At 32.5% G+C, this 20,258-nt stretch carries 12 protein-coding genes; 7 read left to right on the top strand and 5 right to left on the bottom strand.

Annotation, left to right across the window (positions count from 1 at the left end; genetic code table 11):
• Window positions 1–41 precede the first annotated feature (41 nt).
• The 5 genes from ABD690_RS06900 to uvrB all read left to right on the top strand — a co-directional run bounded on the left by ABD690_RS06900 (window position 42) and on the right by uvrB (window position 14,423).
• Entirely contained in the window at window positions 42–1,829 is a 1,788-nt protein-coding gene (locus tag ABD690_RS06900) for a T9SS type B sorting domain-containing protein (protein ID WP_344728670.1), read from the top strand.
• Window positions 1,830–1,913: 84 nt separating this feature from the next.
• Window positions 1,914–6,773 (top strand): choice-of-anchor L domain-containing protein, encoded by a 4,860-nt coding sequence (locus tag ABD690_RS06895; protein ID WP_344728668.1) that lies wholly within the window; start codon window positions 1,914–1,916, stop codon window positions 6,771–6,773.
• 82 nt (window positions 6,774–6,855) lie between these two features.
• A complete protein-coding gene (locus ABD690_RS06890) occupies window positions 6,856–9,168 on the top strand; it encodes a choice-of-anchor L domain-containing protein (RefSeq protein ID WP_344728666.1) in 2,313 nt (770 codons plus the stop codon).
• 70 nt (window positions 9,169–9,238) lie between these two features.
• A complete protein-coding gene (locus ABD690_RS06885; RefSeq protein WP_344728664.1) occupies window positions 9,239–12,370 on the top strand; it encodes a T9SS type B sorting domain-containing protein in 3,132 nt (1,043 codons plus the stop codon).
• Window positions 12,371–12,416: 46 nt separating this feature from the next.
• Entirely contained in the window at window positions 12,417–14,423 is a 2,007-nt protein-coding gene (gene uvrB / locus ABD690_RS06880) for an excinuclease ABC subunit UvrB (protein ID WP_344728662.1), read from the top strand.
• On the opposite strand, the gene ABD690_RS06875 is transcribed toward uvrB, so the two are convergent.
• Window positions 14,420–14,821 carry a TerB family tellurite resistance protein gene (locus ABD690_RS06875; RefSeq protein WP_344728660.1) on the bottom strand — a complete coding sequence of 134 codons (402 nt, stop codon included), beginning with the start codon at window positions 14,819–14,821 and terminating at the stop codon, window positions 14,420–14,422. The genes uvrB and ABD690_RS06875 overlap by 4 nt on opposite strands.
• A 262-nt stretch (window positions 14,822–15,083) precedes the next feature.
• On the opposite strand from ABD690_RS06875, the gene ABD690_RS06870 reads away from it, so the two are divergent.
• Complete coding sequence (locus tag ABD690_RS06870) at window positions 15,084–15,347, top strand: DUF1456 family protein (protein ID WP_344728658.1); 264 nt, start codon at window positions 15,084–15,086, stop codon at window positions 15,345–15,347.
• Between the two features lie 64 nt (window positions 15,348–15,411).
• On the opposite strand, the gene ABD690_RS06865 is transcribed toward ABD690_RS06870, so the two are convergent.
• Both ABD690_RS06865 and ABD690_RS06860 read right to left on the bottom strand, forming a co-directional pair.
• Window positions 15,412–15,756, bottom strand: a complete 345-nt coding sequence (locus ABD690_RS06865; protein WP_344728656.1) for a DUF805 domain-containing protein — start codon at window positions 15,754–15,756, stop codon at window positions 15,412–15,414.
• A gap of 11 nt (window positions 15,757–15,767) precedes the next feature.
• On the bottom strand, window positions 15,768–16,247 hold the full coding sequence (locus ABD690_RS06860) for a hypothetical protein (RefSeq protein WP_344728654.1): 480 nt from the start codon (window positions 16,245–16,247) through the stop codon (window positions 15,768–15,770).
• A gap of 98 nt (window positions 16,248–16,345) precedes the next feature.
• On the opposite strand from ABD690_RS06860, the gene ABD690_RS06855 reads away from it, so the two are divergent.
• Window positions 16,346–16,576 (top strand): DUF1456 family protein, encoded by a 231-nt coding sequence (locus ABD690_RS06855; RefSeq protein WP_344729305.1) that lies wholly within the window; start codon window positions 16,346–16,348, stop codon window positions 16,574–16,576.
• A 42-nt stretch (window positions 16,577–16,618) separates the two neighbouring features.
• Here the strand turns inward: ABD690_RS06855 and ABD690_RS06850 are convergent, their stop codons facing one another.
• Both ABD690_RS06850 and ABD690_RS06845 read right to left on the bottom strand, forming a co-directional pair.
• Window positions 16,619–18,118: a T9SS type A sorting domain-containing protein gene (locus ABD690_RS06850; protein WP_344728652.1), complete on the bottom strand. Its 1,500-nt coding sequence runs from the start codon at window positions 18,116–18,118 to the stop codon at window positions 16,619–16,621.
• 175 nt (window positions 18,119–18,293) lie between these two features.
• Window positions 18,294–20,177, bottom strand: coding sequence for a tetratricopeptide repeat protein (locus ABD690_RS06845; protein WP_344728650.1), 1,884 nt, complete (start codon window positions 20,175–20,177; stop codon window positions 18,294–18,296).
• Window positions 20,178–20,258: the final 81 nt, after the last annotated feature.

Here is a 20,258-nt window from a genome sequence, read left to right as displayed (position 1 = left end):
CAATCTTTGCCTTTTTATTCTTTGTTTGCATAAACAATGGATTGTGCCAAGACATCGATCTCTTTCAACAATTCAATGGACGCTATGATTATACTGCCATAGGTAACACCCTAAACCCCGAAGAGAATAATATTGTTAGAGATTTTTGTGAAATTCTTCCGGAGTCTGAAGCACAATTAACCATAAACAGTAGCCACACCATTGTTGCTGCATATTTATATTGGGCTGGTTCAGGCGCTGGCGATTTAGAAGTTAATTTCAATAACCAAACCATAAACGCCGAAGAAACCTACACTATTGACTATGAAGACCCTAATTATGGTACCCTAACCTATTTTTCGTGTGTTGCCAATGTTTCTAACTACGTAATATCACAAGGAAACGGAATCTATGAATTTTCAGGATTAGATATTTCAGACACATTATCATCAAATTCTGGATATTGTAATAATAGAACAAATTTTGCAGGTTGGAGTTTGTATGTTATTTATGAAGATAGCAGCTTACCCATAAATCAGATAAATATTTTTCAAGGATTAGAAATTATAAATAGAAACATTCAGGAAAAAGTAATCTTGCTAGAAGACATTAATGTTTTAGATAATATTGGTGCTAAAATAGGGTTTCTAGCTTGGGAAGGTGATTCTCTTTTAAATTATGGCGAATCGTTATTAATTAATAACAATCTACTTTCTAATCCTCCTTTAAACCCATCTGATAATGCATTTAACGGTACAAATAGTTTCACGAACTCTAACACGCTTTATAATTGTGATTTAGATGTTTATAATATTCAAAATAATATTGCTATTGGAGATACATCAGTTGAAATCAAACTCACCACTGGAGGTTTTGATTCTAATGGTATTTTTCAAGCAGATTTAATTATCTTAAACAATATTATTACTGTATTAAACATACAGTTACCAGATGCAATCATTTCTATAAACGATACAACTGTTTTTTGTAACAACAGAAATGTTGAAGTTGACTATACGGTTTCAAATTTTAATAGCACAGATATATTACCTAGCAATACGCCAATTGCTTTCTATGCAAATAACGAATTAATTGCGCAATCGTATACTCAAAACACGCTTAATGTTGGAGCTTCAGAAAGTAACACCATACAGATAACTATTCCTGAAAATATTCCGTTAGACTTTACATTAACCGCTGTTGTAGATGATGATGGGACTGGAGTTGGTATAATTACAGAACTTAATGAACTGAACAACACATCTCAAAACGATGTCTCATTAATTCCATTTCCTGAAGTTATTGATTTACCTGACTTGAGTAATTGTGATGAAGGCTTTGATAGTGCTCATTTTGATTTAACACACTTATTAAACAATATAAATTATGACCCAAACTTTAATGTTAGTTACTATACGACTTTAGAGGATTTATATAATGATGACAATGAAGTTCTAACACCAACAAACCACAAAAACACTCAAAATCAACAATATATATACATTAAAATAGAAAATTCAATTTGTTTTGATATCTTTAGGAGTAAATTAATTGTAAAAAATTGTCCGCCATACATCCCCGAAGTTTTTACCCCAAACAATGATGGCTATAATGATTGGTTTAACATACAAGGTCTTTATAACATTTTTGAGAATCATAAACTATTAATATATAACAGATACGGAACATTAATCTTTGAAGGTAATAACAACTTGCCTTGGCAAGGAAAAGCTAATAAAGGAATTAACAACAAAGGAAAAATTTTACCTGTAGGAACCTATTATTACATATTATACCTTAACGATTCAAACTACAAACCTATAACCGGATGGGTTTATTTAAACAAATAACTAAATGCATTTAATCGTATTTTTTTGCGTTTTATCTATATTTTAGTTATTTTGTCGCGTGTTTAAACATAAATTTAACTAAAGTTGACAAATCTAGATAGAACAGAGAGTGCGTCATTCAAAAGCTTACGCTACATATACGTAGTTATTACAGCATTAATTAGTCACGTATTTTATGCTCAACAAATTCAGATTGTTGACAATTTATCTCCTTCACAATTAATTGAAGAACACCTAGCTATTGGATGTGTAGAAGTATCTGATATTACATCTAGTATAAACGGTAGCGTAAACCAAATAAATAGCTATGGCTATTTTGAAAGAGGCTCATCAAACTTTCCTTTTGAAAACGGAATTGTACTAACAACAGGATCTGCTATATCTGCAGGTAATACACAAAATACAATTACTCTTAACGAAGGCGATACAAATTGGGGAACTGACAGCGATTTAGAAAATGCTCTTGGAATAACAAACACACTTAATGCGACCTCTATAGAGTTCAACTTTACTTCTGTTACAAATCAAATACAGTTTAATTACATATTGGCTTCAGAAGAGTATTATGCAAATTTTCCATGTGATTACTCTGACGGATTTGCGTTTCTAATTAAAGAAGCCGGCTCTACAATGCCCTATACCAATATAGCCATAATTCCTGGCACCAATACATCTGTTAATACCAATACTATTCATGAAGAAATAGTTGGAATTTGTCCAGCTCAAAACGAAGCTTATTTTGAGGGTTATAATATTGGTGACACAAACTTTAATGGGCGAACTACAGTTATGACAGCTACTGCTAACATAGAACCCTATGTAGAATATCACATTAAACTGATTGTAGCTGACCAGTCTGATGAAAGTTATGACTCAGCTGTATTTATAGAAGGAAACAGCTTTAACTCCTCAGTTGATTTAGGATCAGACATATCAACATGCGCCAATAATACAACACTAAATGCCGAAATTGATAACAATAATGCTAGTTATGAATGGTATTTTAACAATGGGGTAATTAACGGAGAAACTACACCTTCTCTTAATGTAACTGAATCAGGAGAATACCGTGTATTAATTCGTATTCCACTAAATAATGATTTTTGCGAAATTGAAGACTCCGTTCAAGTAAACCTTAACGATGCACAAACCTTAAGCGGCATAACAAACTTTACACTTTGTGATACTGCCGAGAATGATGGTATAAGAGTTTTTAACCTTGACACAAAAACGCCTGAAATACTGGCATTATTAGCACCAAGCAACTATAGCATAAGCTATCACCTATCTGAAAATGATGCTATAACAAACAACAATTCTCTATCTTCATTAATACAAAACTCAAACAATCCACAAACACTTTTTGTTAGAATTGAAGATATTGATAATGGGTGCTTAACGTATGCTCAATTTGACTTAATTGTAAATCCTTCTCCTGAAATTGTAGAACCTGAACCTTTAATAATTTGTGACCCTGATGCTGCAAATGGAGCTACTCAAGTAGATTTAACACAACTCAATGATGAAGTTTCTAATAACAATCCTGATGTTATAATAACGTATCACTACTCTCAAACTGATGCTAATACTGGCGACAACCCAATAAATTCAATCTTTGTCAACACAAACTCTAATCAAAACGTTTTTATAAGAGTAACAAACCCTGATACAGGTTGTTCTGATACAACATCTGTAAGTATAACACTTTTAGAAACACCTCAAATAAATTCAGACCCTCAAACTATTAATGCATGTGAAGATGATGATGATGGCTTTGAAACCTTTGATTTATCAACTGTTATAAATGATGTCTTACAAGGTTTAACAAATGTAACCGTTACTTTCCACACAACAAACCAAGATGCTCAAACAGGAGACAATCCTATACAAGATATTACCAATTATGAAAACACCACGCCAAATGTTCAAGTAGTTTATGTTAGAGTTGTAAGTGATGACAATGACTGTCCTGCTATATCTACCGTGACTCTTTATTCTAATATATTAGAGTCTGAAACCAATATTAGAAATTTTTATAGATGTGATGATGCTAGTAATGATGGCATTAGCAACTTTAATCTAACAAACATAGCAAATACTATTATAAACGGGCTTCCAAACACAACAGTCGCGTTTTATGAAAATGAGCAAGACCAACTTAACGAAACCAATGCTATAGATCAAAACACACCTTATCAAGTTACTTCATCACCTCATACATTATATATAACCATATCAAACGATGACTGTACACACTTAAGCAGTATAAATCTAATTATAAATCCGCCAGTTATCATACAACCCTTAAGTCCTGTTGATTACTGTGACACAGATGATGATGGATTTACATCTATTGACTTAAGTACTTTTGACACTTATTTTGGTGAAGGTATTACTGACCCTCAAGTAAGTTATTATTTAACTCAACAAAATGCTGATGATCTAGAAGGTGAACTGCCGCCGTTTTATACCAATATATCAAACCCTCAGACATTATATATTAGTGTCAGAAACGGTTCTACCGGATGCAGAGATACTGCCGAAATACAAATTAATGTCATCCCTGCCCCAACAGTTATACAACCTAGTGATATTATAATTTGTGATGACAATCAAGATGGTTTTTATATAGTAAATCTAGATGATAAAATTTCTGAAATGATAAGTGATACTACAAACTTAAACATCTCATTTTTCACCTCTTTAAATGATGCCAACAACAACATTGACGCAATTGAAAACACTGATACATACAATGCAAATACACAAACCATATACTCTAGAATTGAAAGTGATATTACAAGTTGTTACGCTGTAGCTGTATTTGATATTATAATAAACACTGAACCCTATTTTCCTGAAATAAGCAATTACAGTAATTGTGAATCTGACGGAAACCAAACTGCTGAATTTGTATTTATCAATAAAGATGAAGAAATATTAGACGGACAAACAGGAAAACGTGTTTTATACTTTACTGAAGAAAACCACGCCATAAACAGAACCAATATTATTGACAAAACAGTAGCTTACACAAACACATCAAACCCACAAACCATTTATGTAAGAACTGAAAACATTAGTGATGTTTCATGCTATAACACAGCTTCTTTCTCTATAGATGTTGGTTCTAACCCCATTTACAATACACCTTTAGACCAAGCTGTTTGTGACGATATTTCTAATGATGGCCAAGAAATATTTGACCTTTCTATTGTTACAAACCAAATATCTCTTAACAGTCCAGAAAACCTAACTATCACATACCATAGAACACTAAACGAAGCCAATAACGCACAAAACAGTTTGCCTCTTGACTTTGCTAACGAAGAAAACCCTCAACAAATATATGCGCGTATAGACAACGGAACTCATTGCTTCGGTATTGCAGAATTTGGTCTACAAGTGATACAAGTTCCTATAGTAAATTCAGCTCCAGAAATTGTATTATGTGATGACGATTATGACGAAATAACAACTTTTGACTTAACTGTTTCTGAATCTGAAGTTTTAAATATAAGACAAGATGATATTGCTATTAGTTACCATGCCGATTTAAATGATGTTGAGAACCATATAGAAATTCAAAATCCAAACGCCTATAATAACACTAGCAATCCGCAAACAGTGTATATAAAAATTACCAACACGATATCTTTATGCTATGTTTCAGTTCCTATTGACTTACATGTTAATATACCTCCTCAAATATTAGCTCCTTTAGTTCAAGTTTGTGAGCCAGATAACCTAACATATAATCTGTCTGATGCCTTACCTACTTTAATAGGAAACCAGCAAAATATAGAAACCACATTTTACGCAAACCTAACAAATGCAGAAAATGAATCAAATGCATTAGATACTAATTACACTTATACTTCTTATAATGACACAATCTATGTTAGGGCTGAAAACACATTAACAAATTGTGTACAAATTTCATCATTTAACTTAATAATCAACCCTACTCCAGTAGCACATTCTACTCCTAACCTTGAAACCTGCGATGATGATTTTGATGCTATGCACCTATTTGATTTATCAGATCAAACACCTATTATATTAGGCAATCAAAGTGCAAATCAATACACCGTTTCTTATTTTGAACTAGAAGAAGAAGCTATAGATAATGTAAACACTATTCAAGATTTAAATTATGTTGCTTATGATAATCAAACACTGTATGCAAGAATAGAAAACAATACAACAAATTGTTTTAGCATAACATCTTTTGACATTTTTGTACACAGAAAACCAGAATTAAATATTCCAGACCAAACAGTTTGTTTAAATAGTTTACCTTTAGTGGTTTCAGCCGATACAGGCTTTGCCTCAGATTCCTATCAATGGTCTACAAATGCTACAACACCTACAATTGATATCACACAAGTAGGCACCTACTCTGTAACAGTTACCACACCATATGGTTGTTCAACATCAACAACATTTAACGTTATTGAATCAGAGCAAGCAACCATTGAGTTTACTGAAACTGTAGACTTTTCAGACCCTAATAACATTACTGTTACAATAAGCGGCATTGGAGATTATGTATACATTTTAGACGGAGGCGCTCCTCAAGAATCTAATACTTTTTACAATGTAACGTTAGGACCACACACTATTGAAGTGTATGATTTAAACGGATGTGCTTCTGCAATAAAAGAAATTGTTGTGGTTGATGCGCCTTTATTTTTCACCCCAAATAATGACGGACAAAATGACGTTTGGCAAATTACAGGAATAGAAAAACTAGAAGGGACAATCGTTTATATTTTTGATAGATATGGCAAACTACTTAAAACATTAAGTCATACATCAATAGGCTGGGATGGTACTTACAATAATAGTCCTATGCCTACAAGTGATTATTGGTTTTTAGCAAAAGTAAAAAAAGATGAAAGTGAATTTGAAGTAAAAGGTCACTTTACATTAAAAAGATAACTCTTTTTTTATTACGGCTTTAACATTCTTAACCAAGAGAAAAACGCTATTATTGGTTATATTTGCACCCCAATAAAAAGTAATGAAAAAAGGCATATACATCCTTATATTTTTATTATCTGCTTACACAAGGTCTCAAAATGTACAAGTAGACAGTCAAACATATACACCGCAACAACTCATTGAGGATGTTTTGATTGATAGTGATTGTATCACAAATGTTACTGTTACAGGTGTCGTAGGTGGAAACTTTAATGACACCGACCAAAGTTATGGTTATTTTGATGCCACAGGAACTGGGTTTCCTTTTCAAAGAGGTATTGTTTTAAGTACTGGCAGATTATCCAATGTACCTGGACCAAACACTTATATAAGCGATGATGACGCCCCTAATTGGACAGGAGACAATGATTTAGAAAACGCATTAAATGAATCAAATACCTTAAACGCTACAATTTTAGAGTTTAATTTTACTTCAAATGCTGATCAAATAAATTTTCGCTACTTATTTGCTTCCGAAGAATATCAAGAAGGAGACAGCAACACCTGTAGATACTCTGACTTATTTGGATTTTTAATTCGTCCCGTAAACCAACAAGAGTATACTAATATTGCTTTAGTTCCAAATACGCAAACTCCAGTTAAAGTTACAACTGTACATTCAGGAATCCCTAATGGTTGTGACCCAATAAACGAAGTTTATTTTGGAGGTTGGAACAATGCTAATGCTCCTATAAATTTTAACGGACAAACAGCAGTTTTAACAGCAACGGCTAATATTATTCCTAATCAAGCTTATCATGTAAAACTTGTTATTGCTGACGAACAAAACTATCGTTATGACTCGGCTGTATTTTTAGAAGCCGGAAGCTTTAGATTAGGAACAGATTTAGGTCCAGATAGACTTATTGCTACAGGAAACCCACTTTGTGATAATGAAACCTTGGACGTTGATGCACAAATGCCTGGTAACAATACTTACAGATGGTTTAGAAATAACACAGAAATCGTTGGTGAAACAAATGCAACTTACACAATAACACAAGAAGGTGTTTATGATGTTGAAGTTACACTACAAAACAACTGTATCGCTTATGGATCTATAACTGTTGAATATAGCCAACCTCCAGTAGTAAATAATACCACATTAATAAATTGCGATGCAGATCAAAATGGCTTTACAATTTATAACTTATTTGACGCATCAAGAACCACTATTCAATCTCAAGACGGATCTATAACAGGTTTCTTTACAGATAGAAATAACGCCATACAAAATACAGATAATATTACGAACCCTACTGCTTATGAAAATACGCAAATTTTGCAAACAGTTTATGCGCGTATTGAAAATAGATATGGTTGTTTTGCTATTGCAGAAGTAACTTTAGACACTTCAAATAACACCGTAGTTATTCCTGATTATAACACTTGTGACGACGAAACTGCTGATGGTATTACCAGTTTTAATTTAAATGAGGTTCAAAACACCATTGAACCTTTGGTTCCTAATGGCGCTTCTATTGTCTTTTATTCAAACGAAAATGATGCCTACGTTAATCAAAATTCATTAAGCAACTCATACACCAATAGTAATCCTTACAGCGAAACTCTGTATGTAAAAATTACAAATAACAATGCCTGTTACTCTGTGAGTGAAGTTGTGATACATATTAATGAAAATCCTGACTTATTACCTGATGAAACGACTTTATATTGTTTAAATGATTTCCCTACATTCACCTATTTAGACGCAGGAATCACCAACGGATCTATTAATAACTATACATTTACCTGGGAGAAAGACGGAACTGACCTGAACACCAATACGTCACAAATTGCAATTAACGAAACAGGTATCTACACTGTAACGGTTACCAACGCTAATGGATGTTCGGCAATCAGGACTATAACTGTCAGACCATCTAACATTGCAACCATTGATGATGTTTCTATTATTGAAGCTTCTTCAAACAATTCAATAACCATATATGCATCTGGAGAAGGTGATTATGAATATGCATTAGATAATAACTCTTTTCAAGACAGTAATACATTCACAAACGTATCTGCTGGTTTATATACCATTTTTGTAAGAGATAAAAACGGTTGTGGTCTTATTTCAAAAGATATATCTGTGCTTGGTTTTCCTAAATTTTTCACCCCAAATGGTGATGGCGATAATGATACCTGGAAACCTATAGGAATCACTTCAAACCAATTAACTATCAAAATATTTGATCGTTATGGCAAACTAATTAAAGAGTTAAATGCTTCTGAAAATGGATGGAATGGCGTTTTCAATGGTCAAAATATGGCTAGTGATGATTACTGGTACCACGCTGTTTTTCAAAACGGTAAAGAATATTTTGGTCATTTCTCTTTAGTGCGATAGTGAAAGTAACACAGGCTTAACACAAACTCCCTAAAATATTTCCTATTTTTGCCTGCCAATTATTTTTTTAATGAAACGAATCGCCTTCTTATCTGCAATTATTTTTTCAGTTTTATACACAAACTTAAATTTTGCTAAATCAAACATTTGTCCAGCTCCTATAGTAACTAACTTTTCACCAACTCAAGGTCCAGAAAACACATTAGTTACAATAAACGGATCAAACTTTAATGATGCAGCTTCTGTTTTTTTCGATGGAATTTCTACTTCTTTCTCTATTATAAATGATAATGTTATAGAAGCTTATGTTCCTGCAGGAATCAGTAGCTCCTCAACAATTACAATTACAAGTTCAGGAGGCTGTACAGGAAATGCTGCAACAGACTTTAACTTTCTAGATTCTCAATGTAGTACTGCTGATGCTTATATTTCTGAAATTTATGATGCCTTATCAGGAAGTTATGCTGTCATTGAGCTTTACAACCCAACAAGTTCACCAATAGTATTAGACGGAGTTTATGTCATTGAACGTTATGGGGATATTGGAAACGCTACTCCAAGCCATACCTACAATGTTTCAGGTACTATCCAACCATTAGATACTTTCATTATCATACTAGGTAGTGGTTCTAATTGCCCATCGCTAACTGCTGATTTTACTGTTTCCACTGGAATTAATGATAACGATGAATTTAAACTTTTAAAAAATGGTGTACTAATTGACATTGTTAATGCTCCAGGAGAAAGAGGTTACAGTATTATTAGAAACCCTGATGCAGCTGTTAGTCAAACCACTTTTAACGGTAGTGATTGGACTATAAATTCTGAAGAAGATTGCTCTGATTTAGATTCGCACACTGCTGATCCTATTCCAGATAATACGCCAACAATTACTCAACCAAACACTCAAACCATTTGTGAAAATGGCACAGCAACTTATTCTATTTCAATATCAGGAACAGAAACATATACGTATCAATGGATGGTTTTAAATACTGCTGGCAACTGGGTTAACGTTACAAATAATGCTAATTATTCTGGAGCCAACACCAGCACACTAACTGTAAATAATGCACCTACAAGTTTTGATGGAAATCAATACTATTGTGAAATGACATCTGCAACATGTGACTTGGTAAGCATCGCCGTACAACTTAATGTAAATAATCCTCAAGTTGATACACTCTCTGATTATTCGGATTGTTCTAGCTATACCTTACCTACGCTTACAAACGGTAATTACTTTACCCAAGCAAACGGTAATGGGACACAGCTTAATGCTGGTGATGTGATTTCTTCTACGCAAACTATTTATATTTTTAATGAAGTTGGTACGGCACCAAATACGTGTTCTAATGAAAGTAGCTTTACGGTAACCATTTCTGGAAATCCGCCTGTGGATACACTTGCTGATTATTCGGATTGTTCTAGCTATACCTTACCTACGCTTACAAACGGTAATTACTTTACACAAGCAAATGGTAATGGTACTCAACTTAATGCTGGTGATGTGATTTCTTCTACGCAAACTATTTATATTTTTAATGAAGTTGGTACGGCACCTAATACGTGTTCTAGTGAAAGTAGCTTTACGGTAACCATTTCTGGAAATCCGCCTGTGGATACACTCTCTGATTATTCGGATTGTTCTAGCTATACCTTACCTACGCTTACAAACGGTAATTACTTTACCCAAGCAAACGGTAATGGGACACAGCTTAATGCTGGTGATGTGATTTCTTCTACGCAAACTATTTATATTTTTAATGAAGTTGGTACGGCACCAAATACGTGTTCTAGTGAAAGTAGCTTTACGGTAACTATCTCTGGAAATCCGCCTGTGGATACACTTGCTGATTATTCGGATTGTTCTAGCTATACCTTACCTACACTTACAAATGGTAATTACTTTACCCAAGCAAATGGTAATGGTACTCAACTTAATGCTGGTGATGTGATTTCTTCTACACAAACCATTTACATTTTTAATGAAGTTGGTACAGCACCAAATACGTGTTCTAGTGAAAGTAGCTTTACGGTAACTATCTCTGGAAATCCGCCTGTGGATACACTTGCTGATTATTCGGATTGTTCTAGCTATACCTTACCTACACTTACAAATGGTAATTACTTTACACAAGCAAATGGTAATGGTACTCAACTTAATGCTGGTGATGTGATTTCTTCTACGCAAACTATTTATATTTTTAATGAAGTTGGTACGGCACCTAATACGTGTTCTAATGAAAGTAGCTTTACGGTAACTATCTCTGGAAATCCGCCTGTGGATACACTTGCTGATTATTCGGATTGTTCTAGCTATACCTTACCTACACTTACAAATGGTAATTACTTTACCCAAGCAAACGGTAATGGTACTCAACTTAATGCTGGTGATGTGATTTCTTCTACGCAAACTATTTATATTTTTAATGAAGTTGGTACGGCACCTAATACGTGTTCTAATGAAACTAGCTTTACGGTAACCATTTCTGGAAATCCGCCTGTGGATACACTTGCTGATTATTCGGATTGCTCTAGCTATACCTTACCTACACTTACAAATGGTAATTACTTTACCCAAGCAAATGGTAATGGTACTCAACTTAATGCTGGTGATGTGATTTCTTCTACGCAAACCATTTACATTTTTAATGAGGTCGGTACAGCACCAAATACATGTTCTAGTGAAAGTAACTTTACGGTAACCATTTATAATTCGGTTGATTTTAGCTTAAACGATTCTAATATTTCAATAAATGACAACAACCTTATTGTAAACATGTCTAATACAAGCATTAGTTATGAATATGCAGTTGATAATTCTAACTTTCAGACAAGCGCATCTTTTTACAACCTTTCACCTGGAACTCATACGCTTTATGTTCAAGACAGTAACGGTTGTATCATAAAATCCTTAAATTTTGAAATTAAGGAATCTAATGACATTCACATTCCGTTGTTTTTTACACCAAATTTTGATGGTCAAAATGATGTTTGGCAAATAACAGACAACAAAAACACGATAAAAGAAATTTACATTTTTGATAGATACGGAAAACTTTTAAAACAGGTTTCTCCAAGACTTAAACGTTGGGATGGTAATTACAATGGATACCCTATGGAAACAAATGACTATTGGTATCTTATTACTCTAAAAACTGGAGAACAGCTTAATGGTCATTTTACTCTAAAACGTTAATCATAATTAAGTAGGCAACGCATTTATTTTTATGTAATTTTGTTGTATGAAATTCAAGATAAAATCAGAATTTAGTCCAACAGGAGATCAGCCTCAAGCCATAAAAAAACTAGTTAATGGTATTGAATCTAGCGAGCAATACCAAACACTTTTAGGTGTTACTGGTTCTGGAAAAACATTTACTGTTGCTAATGTTGTTCAAGAAGTACAGCGACCTACGCTTGTTTTAGCTCATAACAAAACACTTGCTGCACAATTATATTCTGAATTTAAACAGTTTTTTCCTGATAATGCGGTTGAATACTTTGTGTCATACTATGATTATTATCAACCAGAAGCTTACATTCCGGTATCTGGCGTTTATATTGAAAAAGATTTATCTATAAACGAAGAGATAGAAAAAATGCGATTAAGCACAACATCTTCGCTACTTTCAGGGCGACGAGATGTTCTGGTGGTTGCATCTGTATCTTGCCTATATGGTATTGGTAACCCTGTAGAATTTCAAAAAAATGTTATTTCTATTGAGCGTGATCAAGTAATATCACGAACGAAACTTCTTCATAGACTGGTTCAAAGTTTATATTCTAGAACAGAAGCCGATTTCAACCATGGGAACTTTAGGATAAAAGGTGATACTGTAGATATTTTCCCTAGTTATGACGATCATGCTTTTCGCATTCACTTTTTTGGTGATGAAATTGAAGACATTGAAGCCTTTAATGTACAAACCAATGAAGTCATTGAGAGATATGACCGTTTAAATATTTACCCAGCAAATATGTTTGTTACTTCTCCCGAAGTATTACAAAATGCTATAAAAGACATTCAAGACGATTTAGTTAAGCAACATGATTATTTTAAAGAAATAGGTAAACATCTAGAAGCAAAACGCCTTAAAGAGCGTACCGAGTTTGACCTAGAAATGATTAGAGAATTAGGTTATTGCTCTGGTATTGAAAACTATTCGCGCTATCTAGACGGCAGGCAACCAGGCACAAGACCTTTCTGTCTATTAGATTATTTTCCTGATGATTACCTAATGGTTGTTGACGAAAGTCATGTGACCATCTCTCAAGTTCATGCTATGTATGGCGGCGATAGAAGCCGAAAAGAAAACCTAGTAGAATATGGTTTTAGACTTCCTGCTGCTATGGATAATAGACCGCTAAAGTTTGAAGAATTTGAAGCCTTACAAAATCAAGTGATATATGTAAGTGCAACTCCAGCCGACTATGAATTACAAAAAACCGATGGCGTTTATGTTGAGCAAGTTATTAGACCTACTGGTTTATTAGATCCTATTATAGACGTTAGACCAAGTCTCAATCAAATTGATGATTTAATAGAAGAAATACAGCAACGTGTTGAAAAAGATGAGCGTACGTTGGTTACAACACTTACCAAACGTATGGCAGAAGAACTTACCAAGTATCTTGACAGAATTCAAATTCGTTGTCGTTATATACATAGTGATGTTGATACACTTGAGCGTGTAGAAATTATGCAAGACTTAAGAAAAGGATTGTTTGATGTATTAGTTGGTGTTAATTTACTTCGAGAAGGTTTAGATTTACCCGAGGTTTCGTTGGTAGCCATTTTAGATGCTGATAAAGAAGGTTTTTTACGTTCAGCACGCTCATTAACCCAAACTGTTGGTAGAGCTGCTAGAAACCTAAATGGTAAAGCCATTATGTATGCTGATAAAATTACAAACAGCATGCAAAAAACTATAGATGAAACCAACTATAGACGTGAAAAGCAAATAAACTATAACACAAAACATAACCTAGTTCCTAAAGCTCTCAACAAAAGTTTAGACAGTGCTTTATCTAAAAATTCTGTTAGTACTTACAGTTATGAATTAGAAGCTGCAAAAGCTGCAGAACCCGAAAGCGAATATTTATCTAAAAGTGAGTTAGAAAAGAAAATTCGTGAAAATAGAAAGCATATGGAAAACGCTGCCAAAAACCTAGATTTTATGGAAGCAGCAAAATTTAGAGACAAAATAAAAAACTATCAGGAAAAACTAGACGCGCTAAAAGCTAACTAGTTGTATTGCACCTTAAAAATATCAATTAAAACATCTGGTGGCACAACTTTATTAGGAAAACTATCCATTAAATAAAGCACCTTGTTTATTGACTCATGGCTTAACCCCATGCGCAAACCATAATTAAAAAGCTTTGTTATTTCCTTATGAGATTTTTCATTATCAATATTCATCAATAAAACCAACCTGTGAAACTGAACAATACGTTCACTATGAGAGTTTAAATGAATATAATTTATTGGATTTTCAATGAGATAATCAAAGTCTTCTCGAGTTATTTCTAATTGTCTTGCTATCGCCAATAAAAAATTATATTCAATAGGTTTTAAATCGCTTTCATTTTTTGCAAATGAAATCATTTCAGACAATAAACTTAACTTTTCTACCCTATTAATCATACTAAACAAAGGATTGCTATTACTTTTTTATAAAGATACAGAGATAGAATATTTGATAATCCCTTATAAATTGTAACTTGTCGAAAATTACATGGTATTTCATCGTTGTTTTTTTACTTTAAATTAAAAACAACATTTAAAACACTGATTTTTAATTATTTAAAACAAAAATGTATTTTATCGACTTTCATTTCATAAACATGTCATTTTCGATGAAATGCTCACGGTAATTTACTCATTATAATAGCTTTAAATTATAATTATGACAAACAATGATATTTTTAAGAAACTACGAGTTGCTTTACAGCTGCGAGATGACGAAATTGTAAAGATTTTAGAACTGGTAGATTTCAGAATTTCTAAAAGTGAATTAGGGGCTTTTTTTAGAAAAGAAGATCACCCTAAATACAAGGAATGCGGTGATCAAATTTTAAGAAATTTTTTAAATGGACTTGTAATACATTTACGAGGTCCTAAACCTGACAAAAAACCAAAACTTACACCACCAAAAAAGAGCAACGATTAAGTTGCTCTTTTTATATATAATTTAATATTTTATTTAGACCAAAAATATAAGTTATACTATAGTGTTACTCATTTTCACTAGTTTTCATACAAAGAATAAGATTTAATACTGGTATTAATGTAAACCAAACAGAAACTCCAGCATCTCTTAACCTTCTAACAGTAGCACTTATTAATGGTATAAAAAATATTAAGTTAATAACGCTCCTTGTCCCTCTAAAATTTAATCCGTTAGGTTTTATATTATTAGCTTTTAAATACCAAGCTTCTAGTAACCCAAAAGGTATTGAAAGTATAAAAATATTAAACACAACAAAAATTAAAATAAAATAGGTCCAATATTCTTTTCTTCCAGTCTTTCCTTTATAATTAAAGGTTTGTTTAAAAATTTTCACTATATCTTTCATCATAAGTTCTATATTTAACCCCAACCTAAACAGTTTCTAATCCCACAATCCAATAAAACTTGTTGAGCGCCACCAGTTATTGATTCGTATATTATTTGTGCTGTTGACCATTGCTGATAAACTGCATATGCGCAGTGCTTTACACCTTGTTGACTACATTCAGTACTATCAGATATATTACCGTTAGAATCGTGATTACATTCAGGGCAAAGACCTGAATTTGGGTAATTAGGATCTTGCTTCGTAAGCATTCCGTTTTCCACATTTATTAATAATACAGAAGCATCATTTAACAATATATTAATCTCAATATCTGGTTTAGTTTGTTCTATATATTTTATAAATGTATTAAAATCAGATCCCAAATCAAAAGGTTTGTTTGAGGAAATTTCAGTTTTTATTTCATATTCTGATTCTCTTGAAGTTTTGTTATTTGAATCGTTTATAAAAACTACACTTTCAGTTTCATAAAAGTATTGAAATTCTTTTTTCACCTCTTCCTCTCATTCTCTTGAACAAGATAAAATAGAGAGTAAACTTAAAATTATTAAATAAATGTTTTATAAAATATAATGTATTTACAGAGCATTAAATACAAGAAATCATTGCTAATAACGATATTATTAAAATTTTAGAGCTTGTAGATTTTAGAGTTTCTAAAAGTGAACTAAATGCATTTTTTAGACGAGAAAACAATCCAAAATACAAGGAATGCGGTGATCCAATTTTAAGAAATTTTTTAAATGAACTTGTAATACATTTACGAGGTCCTAAACCTGATAAAAAACCAAAACTTACACCACCAAAAAAGAGCAACGATTAAGTTGCTCTTTTAATTAAATAACTACTTTAAGTATTAAACTGCTTAATTTTTAAGCACCTTAAAAGTTTTTGTAGCATTCTCAACTTGCACTTTAACTAAATAACTACCTTTTGATAAATGATTCATATCAATACGTACTTCTTTGAGAGTATTTATTTGTTTATCTACACACAACCTTCCTGTGATATCAAAAACACGTACTGAATTAATTTTTGAATGAGACACGCTCTTTATAAATAAGCTATGAGTTGCTGGGTTTGGATAAACTGCTAATTGATTTTGTAAAACATTGTTCTCTACTGATAATGTAGAATGGTCTGCATAGGTTTTTATGACACCTGTAATACCATTAGGGTTTTGAGCATCAGAACTTGTAAATAACACGTTTCCTTCACTATTTAAAGCAACTGATTGGCCACTACCAGCATCAACACTATCATCGTATTCACCAGATTGAATAACCCAATGGTTAACGCCTTCAATTTGCCCGCGTTTGTATAGGTAAACTCTTGGCGACGAACTAGAATTAAAAAAACGTGCACCAATGGCCATAAATAACCCATCATTATTCAGAGATAAAGAACTACCAAACCTATCACCATTAGTTAATCCAAAAATATTTCTAAAAAATGTATAACTTGTTCCACTAGAATAGTATGTTTTCACGTAGCCAGGAACACCTGTTGCTAGCCTAGTTCCAGCTGCCAGTATACCTCTGTTACCGCTTAATGCTATAGTATTACCAAGTCTATCATTCGCTTGGGATCCTTCAGCATTAAAAACTCGGTTCCAGCCACTCGAATACTGATAAACGGATATCTGTCCTCTACTCTGTCCGCTAGTTGTAGCGTTAATGTTATGATAAGGGGCTCCTACAGCTAAATAATCACCATCATTATTAAAATCTAATGTGCTACCAAAATTCTCTCCAGTAACAAGACCTTCTAAAGTGCTTCCTAATTGAAGCCAATTGCCAGAGTTGTACTCGTATACTTTTACTTCACCAGTTCCAGTATTGGCTCCAGGTATTCCTACAGCTAGTCTTGTTCCGTCTGCATTTAAGCTTATACTTCTTCCTAAACTCATACTAGTAGATCCTCCAACAAAGTCTGATCCTAATTGTGTCCAAGTGCCAGAAACATTTTGAAAAACACGTACATACCCTGAATAAGTATTGCCGTTAGGACTTCCTGAAGGAGCTCCAACTACTATAATGTTTCCTGAAGCATTAATATCAATAGTGTCTCCAAAATAATCGCCAGCCTGAAGACCAACAATATCATTTCCTATTTTCTCCCAACTACTATTATTATACTGATAAACTGAAACTTTTCCAATATTAGCATCGGTTCCCGTAACGCCATCATATCTTGGTGAGCTTATTACAATGGTGTTTCCATCAGAGCTTACTGCAAATTTATTTCCGAAGTAATCTCCCTCTATTCCGTCAGGGTCAAAAACATCTTCCCTATAAGTTGTAAATTCTTGTGAATAAATAAAAAGTGGCAGCATCAAGGCATAAAAGAATAATTTTGTTTTCATAAAAGTTTGATTTATTGATTAATAGTTACCTACTAGCAGTTTTTTTTATACTACTAGCAGGTTGTGCAAATCAATGTTAAAATCAAACTATTGAGAAATTTTTGGGGTCTACAAATGGGCTACAACAAAAATAAGCTACTGTAAAACAATTAGTTAAAAACAAAAAAACACCTTACTACATTTGGTATAAGAAGTTCTTTAGATCATCTTCTTTTCCAAGATTTAGTTTCTTTTTTAATCGATATCTGCTCATTTTTACACTTTTAGGAGTAACGTTTGTTAGTGTAGCAACTTCTTTTGTTGATAAATTCATACGAATATATGCGCAGGCTTTTAGGTCGTTATTGGTAAGATTGGGATATTTTAAGTTTAATGTTTTGAAAAATTTGGGATGAACATTATTAAAGTGTTTTTGAAAAGTAGCCCAATTATCATCAAAATTTAAACCTTGTTTTATAATACTATTCAATTCTTTTATAAAACTAGACTTTGAGGCTTCATTATCGCCAAATGCTTTTACTTTATCGCTTAAATCTTCTAACAGTTTATTTTTTTGTAACGAACTCATTGTTAATGAGCTTAACTCTACCGACTTTAACTCTAGTTCTTTTTTCTGAAGTTGCGCTTCAAGCTCTGATGCTTTTTTTTCTTTTATTAAAAGAGCTTCTTTTAGCTGAAATGATTTTCTCCTTATTTTATAACGATTGTATAAAAGGATAACTGTAACAACTAATAACAATGAGAATACAATGGCCCAGTTTCTATAAAGCTTAAACAACGCTACTTCTTTATCTTTTTGTATAGAATCTGTTTTTAAAATTTGAATTTCTTTAGCTTTTTTCTCTGCTTCATATTGCTCTTGGTAAAAAGCGACTTTTTTTGTTAAGTCATTTTTAAATAAGCTATCTCGAGATGCCGTATAAAGTTTAAAATTATGATACGATTTTTTGTATTCATTCAATTGATGATAACTATCAGTAAGCCCTTTATATGCATCTACCTGATATGGTAATGAACCAGATAATTTTGCATTGATTAAGGCTTGACTGTAAAAACGATTTGCTTCGCTATATTTTTTTTGATTAAATAATAATGTTGCTAAATTGATTTCTGTTAGGGCTGAATTTTCTGTATCCTTAATATCAGAAAACAACTTATTTGCTTTTAAGTAATAAACCATTGCTTGATCAATGAGGTTTTCACTCTTGCTTATATTACCTAAATTAGAATAAATACCTGCTAAAGAACGTTTATCATTCATTTTTTCGGCAAAATCTAAATACTCTAAATAATATGATTTTGATTTTTTATAATCACCTATTTCATAATAAAGTGTTGCTAAATTATTAATTGAACTAGCTATCAATCTTGGGTTCTTTATTTCTTTTCGTAAATCATAAGCTTCTTGTAAGTAAGCTAATGCTTTATCAAAACTTTCTAAATCTTTATAAAGTAACCCAATACCGTTTAAAGCATCTGATGTTTCCTTTTTTAAACTATAGCTACGGTAAATAGGTAATGCTTTAAAATAATAATCCAACGCCTCTTGGTAATTACCTTTTTGCCTATTTAATGCTGCTATATTATTATAAGATCGTGCCGCAAATGAAGAGTCTTTAAGTTTTAATCTATAAACAAGCGATTTTTTATAGTTATATAAACTAGAGTCTACAATTCCCAATCGTTGAAAAAGCACACCCATATTATTGTATGCATCGCCTTTTTTTCTTGAATCTGAAGTAGGAATACTTTGTAGTGATTTTTGCCAATAAGTTCTGGTACTATCGTATGCTCTAATATAAAAATAAGCAGTTCCAAGATTTTTATAAGAGTCTGCTAACCCTGATTTATAATTAAGCTTTTCACTTAAAATAATAGCGTCTTGAAGATGTTTAAAAGCTAATGCTATATTTGTGTTGAAAGATTTTCTTCCTATTTCATTTAGCAACTTTACTTTACTCGTATCATCCTTAATAGTTTTAAGCTCTAACAGTAAAGAATCAACTTGAGAAAAAACAGATGTTGTAGCAAATAATAATATAAAAGCAATCTTCTTCATAATAGTTGGTTGTTTAGTGCTTCTAAAATAGTTTAAATATTATAATTACACCAAAAAACACTATAACAGAGTGCTTTATAA

The organism is Corallibacter vietnamensis, from assembly GCF_039537875.1.
GTDB classification, from domain to species: domain Bacteria; phylum Bacteroidota; class Bacteroidia; order Flavobacteriales; family Flavobacteriaceae; genus Corallibacter; species Corallibacter vietnamensis.
The sequence above is the reverse complement of the archived record's forward strand: the minus strand, read 5'-3'. Positions and strand labels throughout refer to the sequence as shown.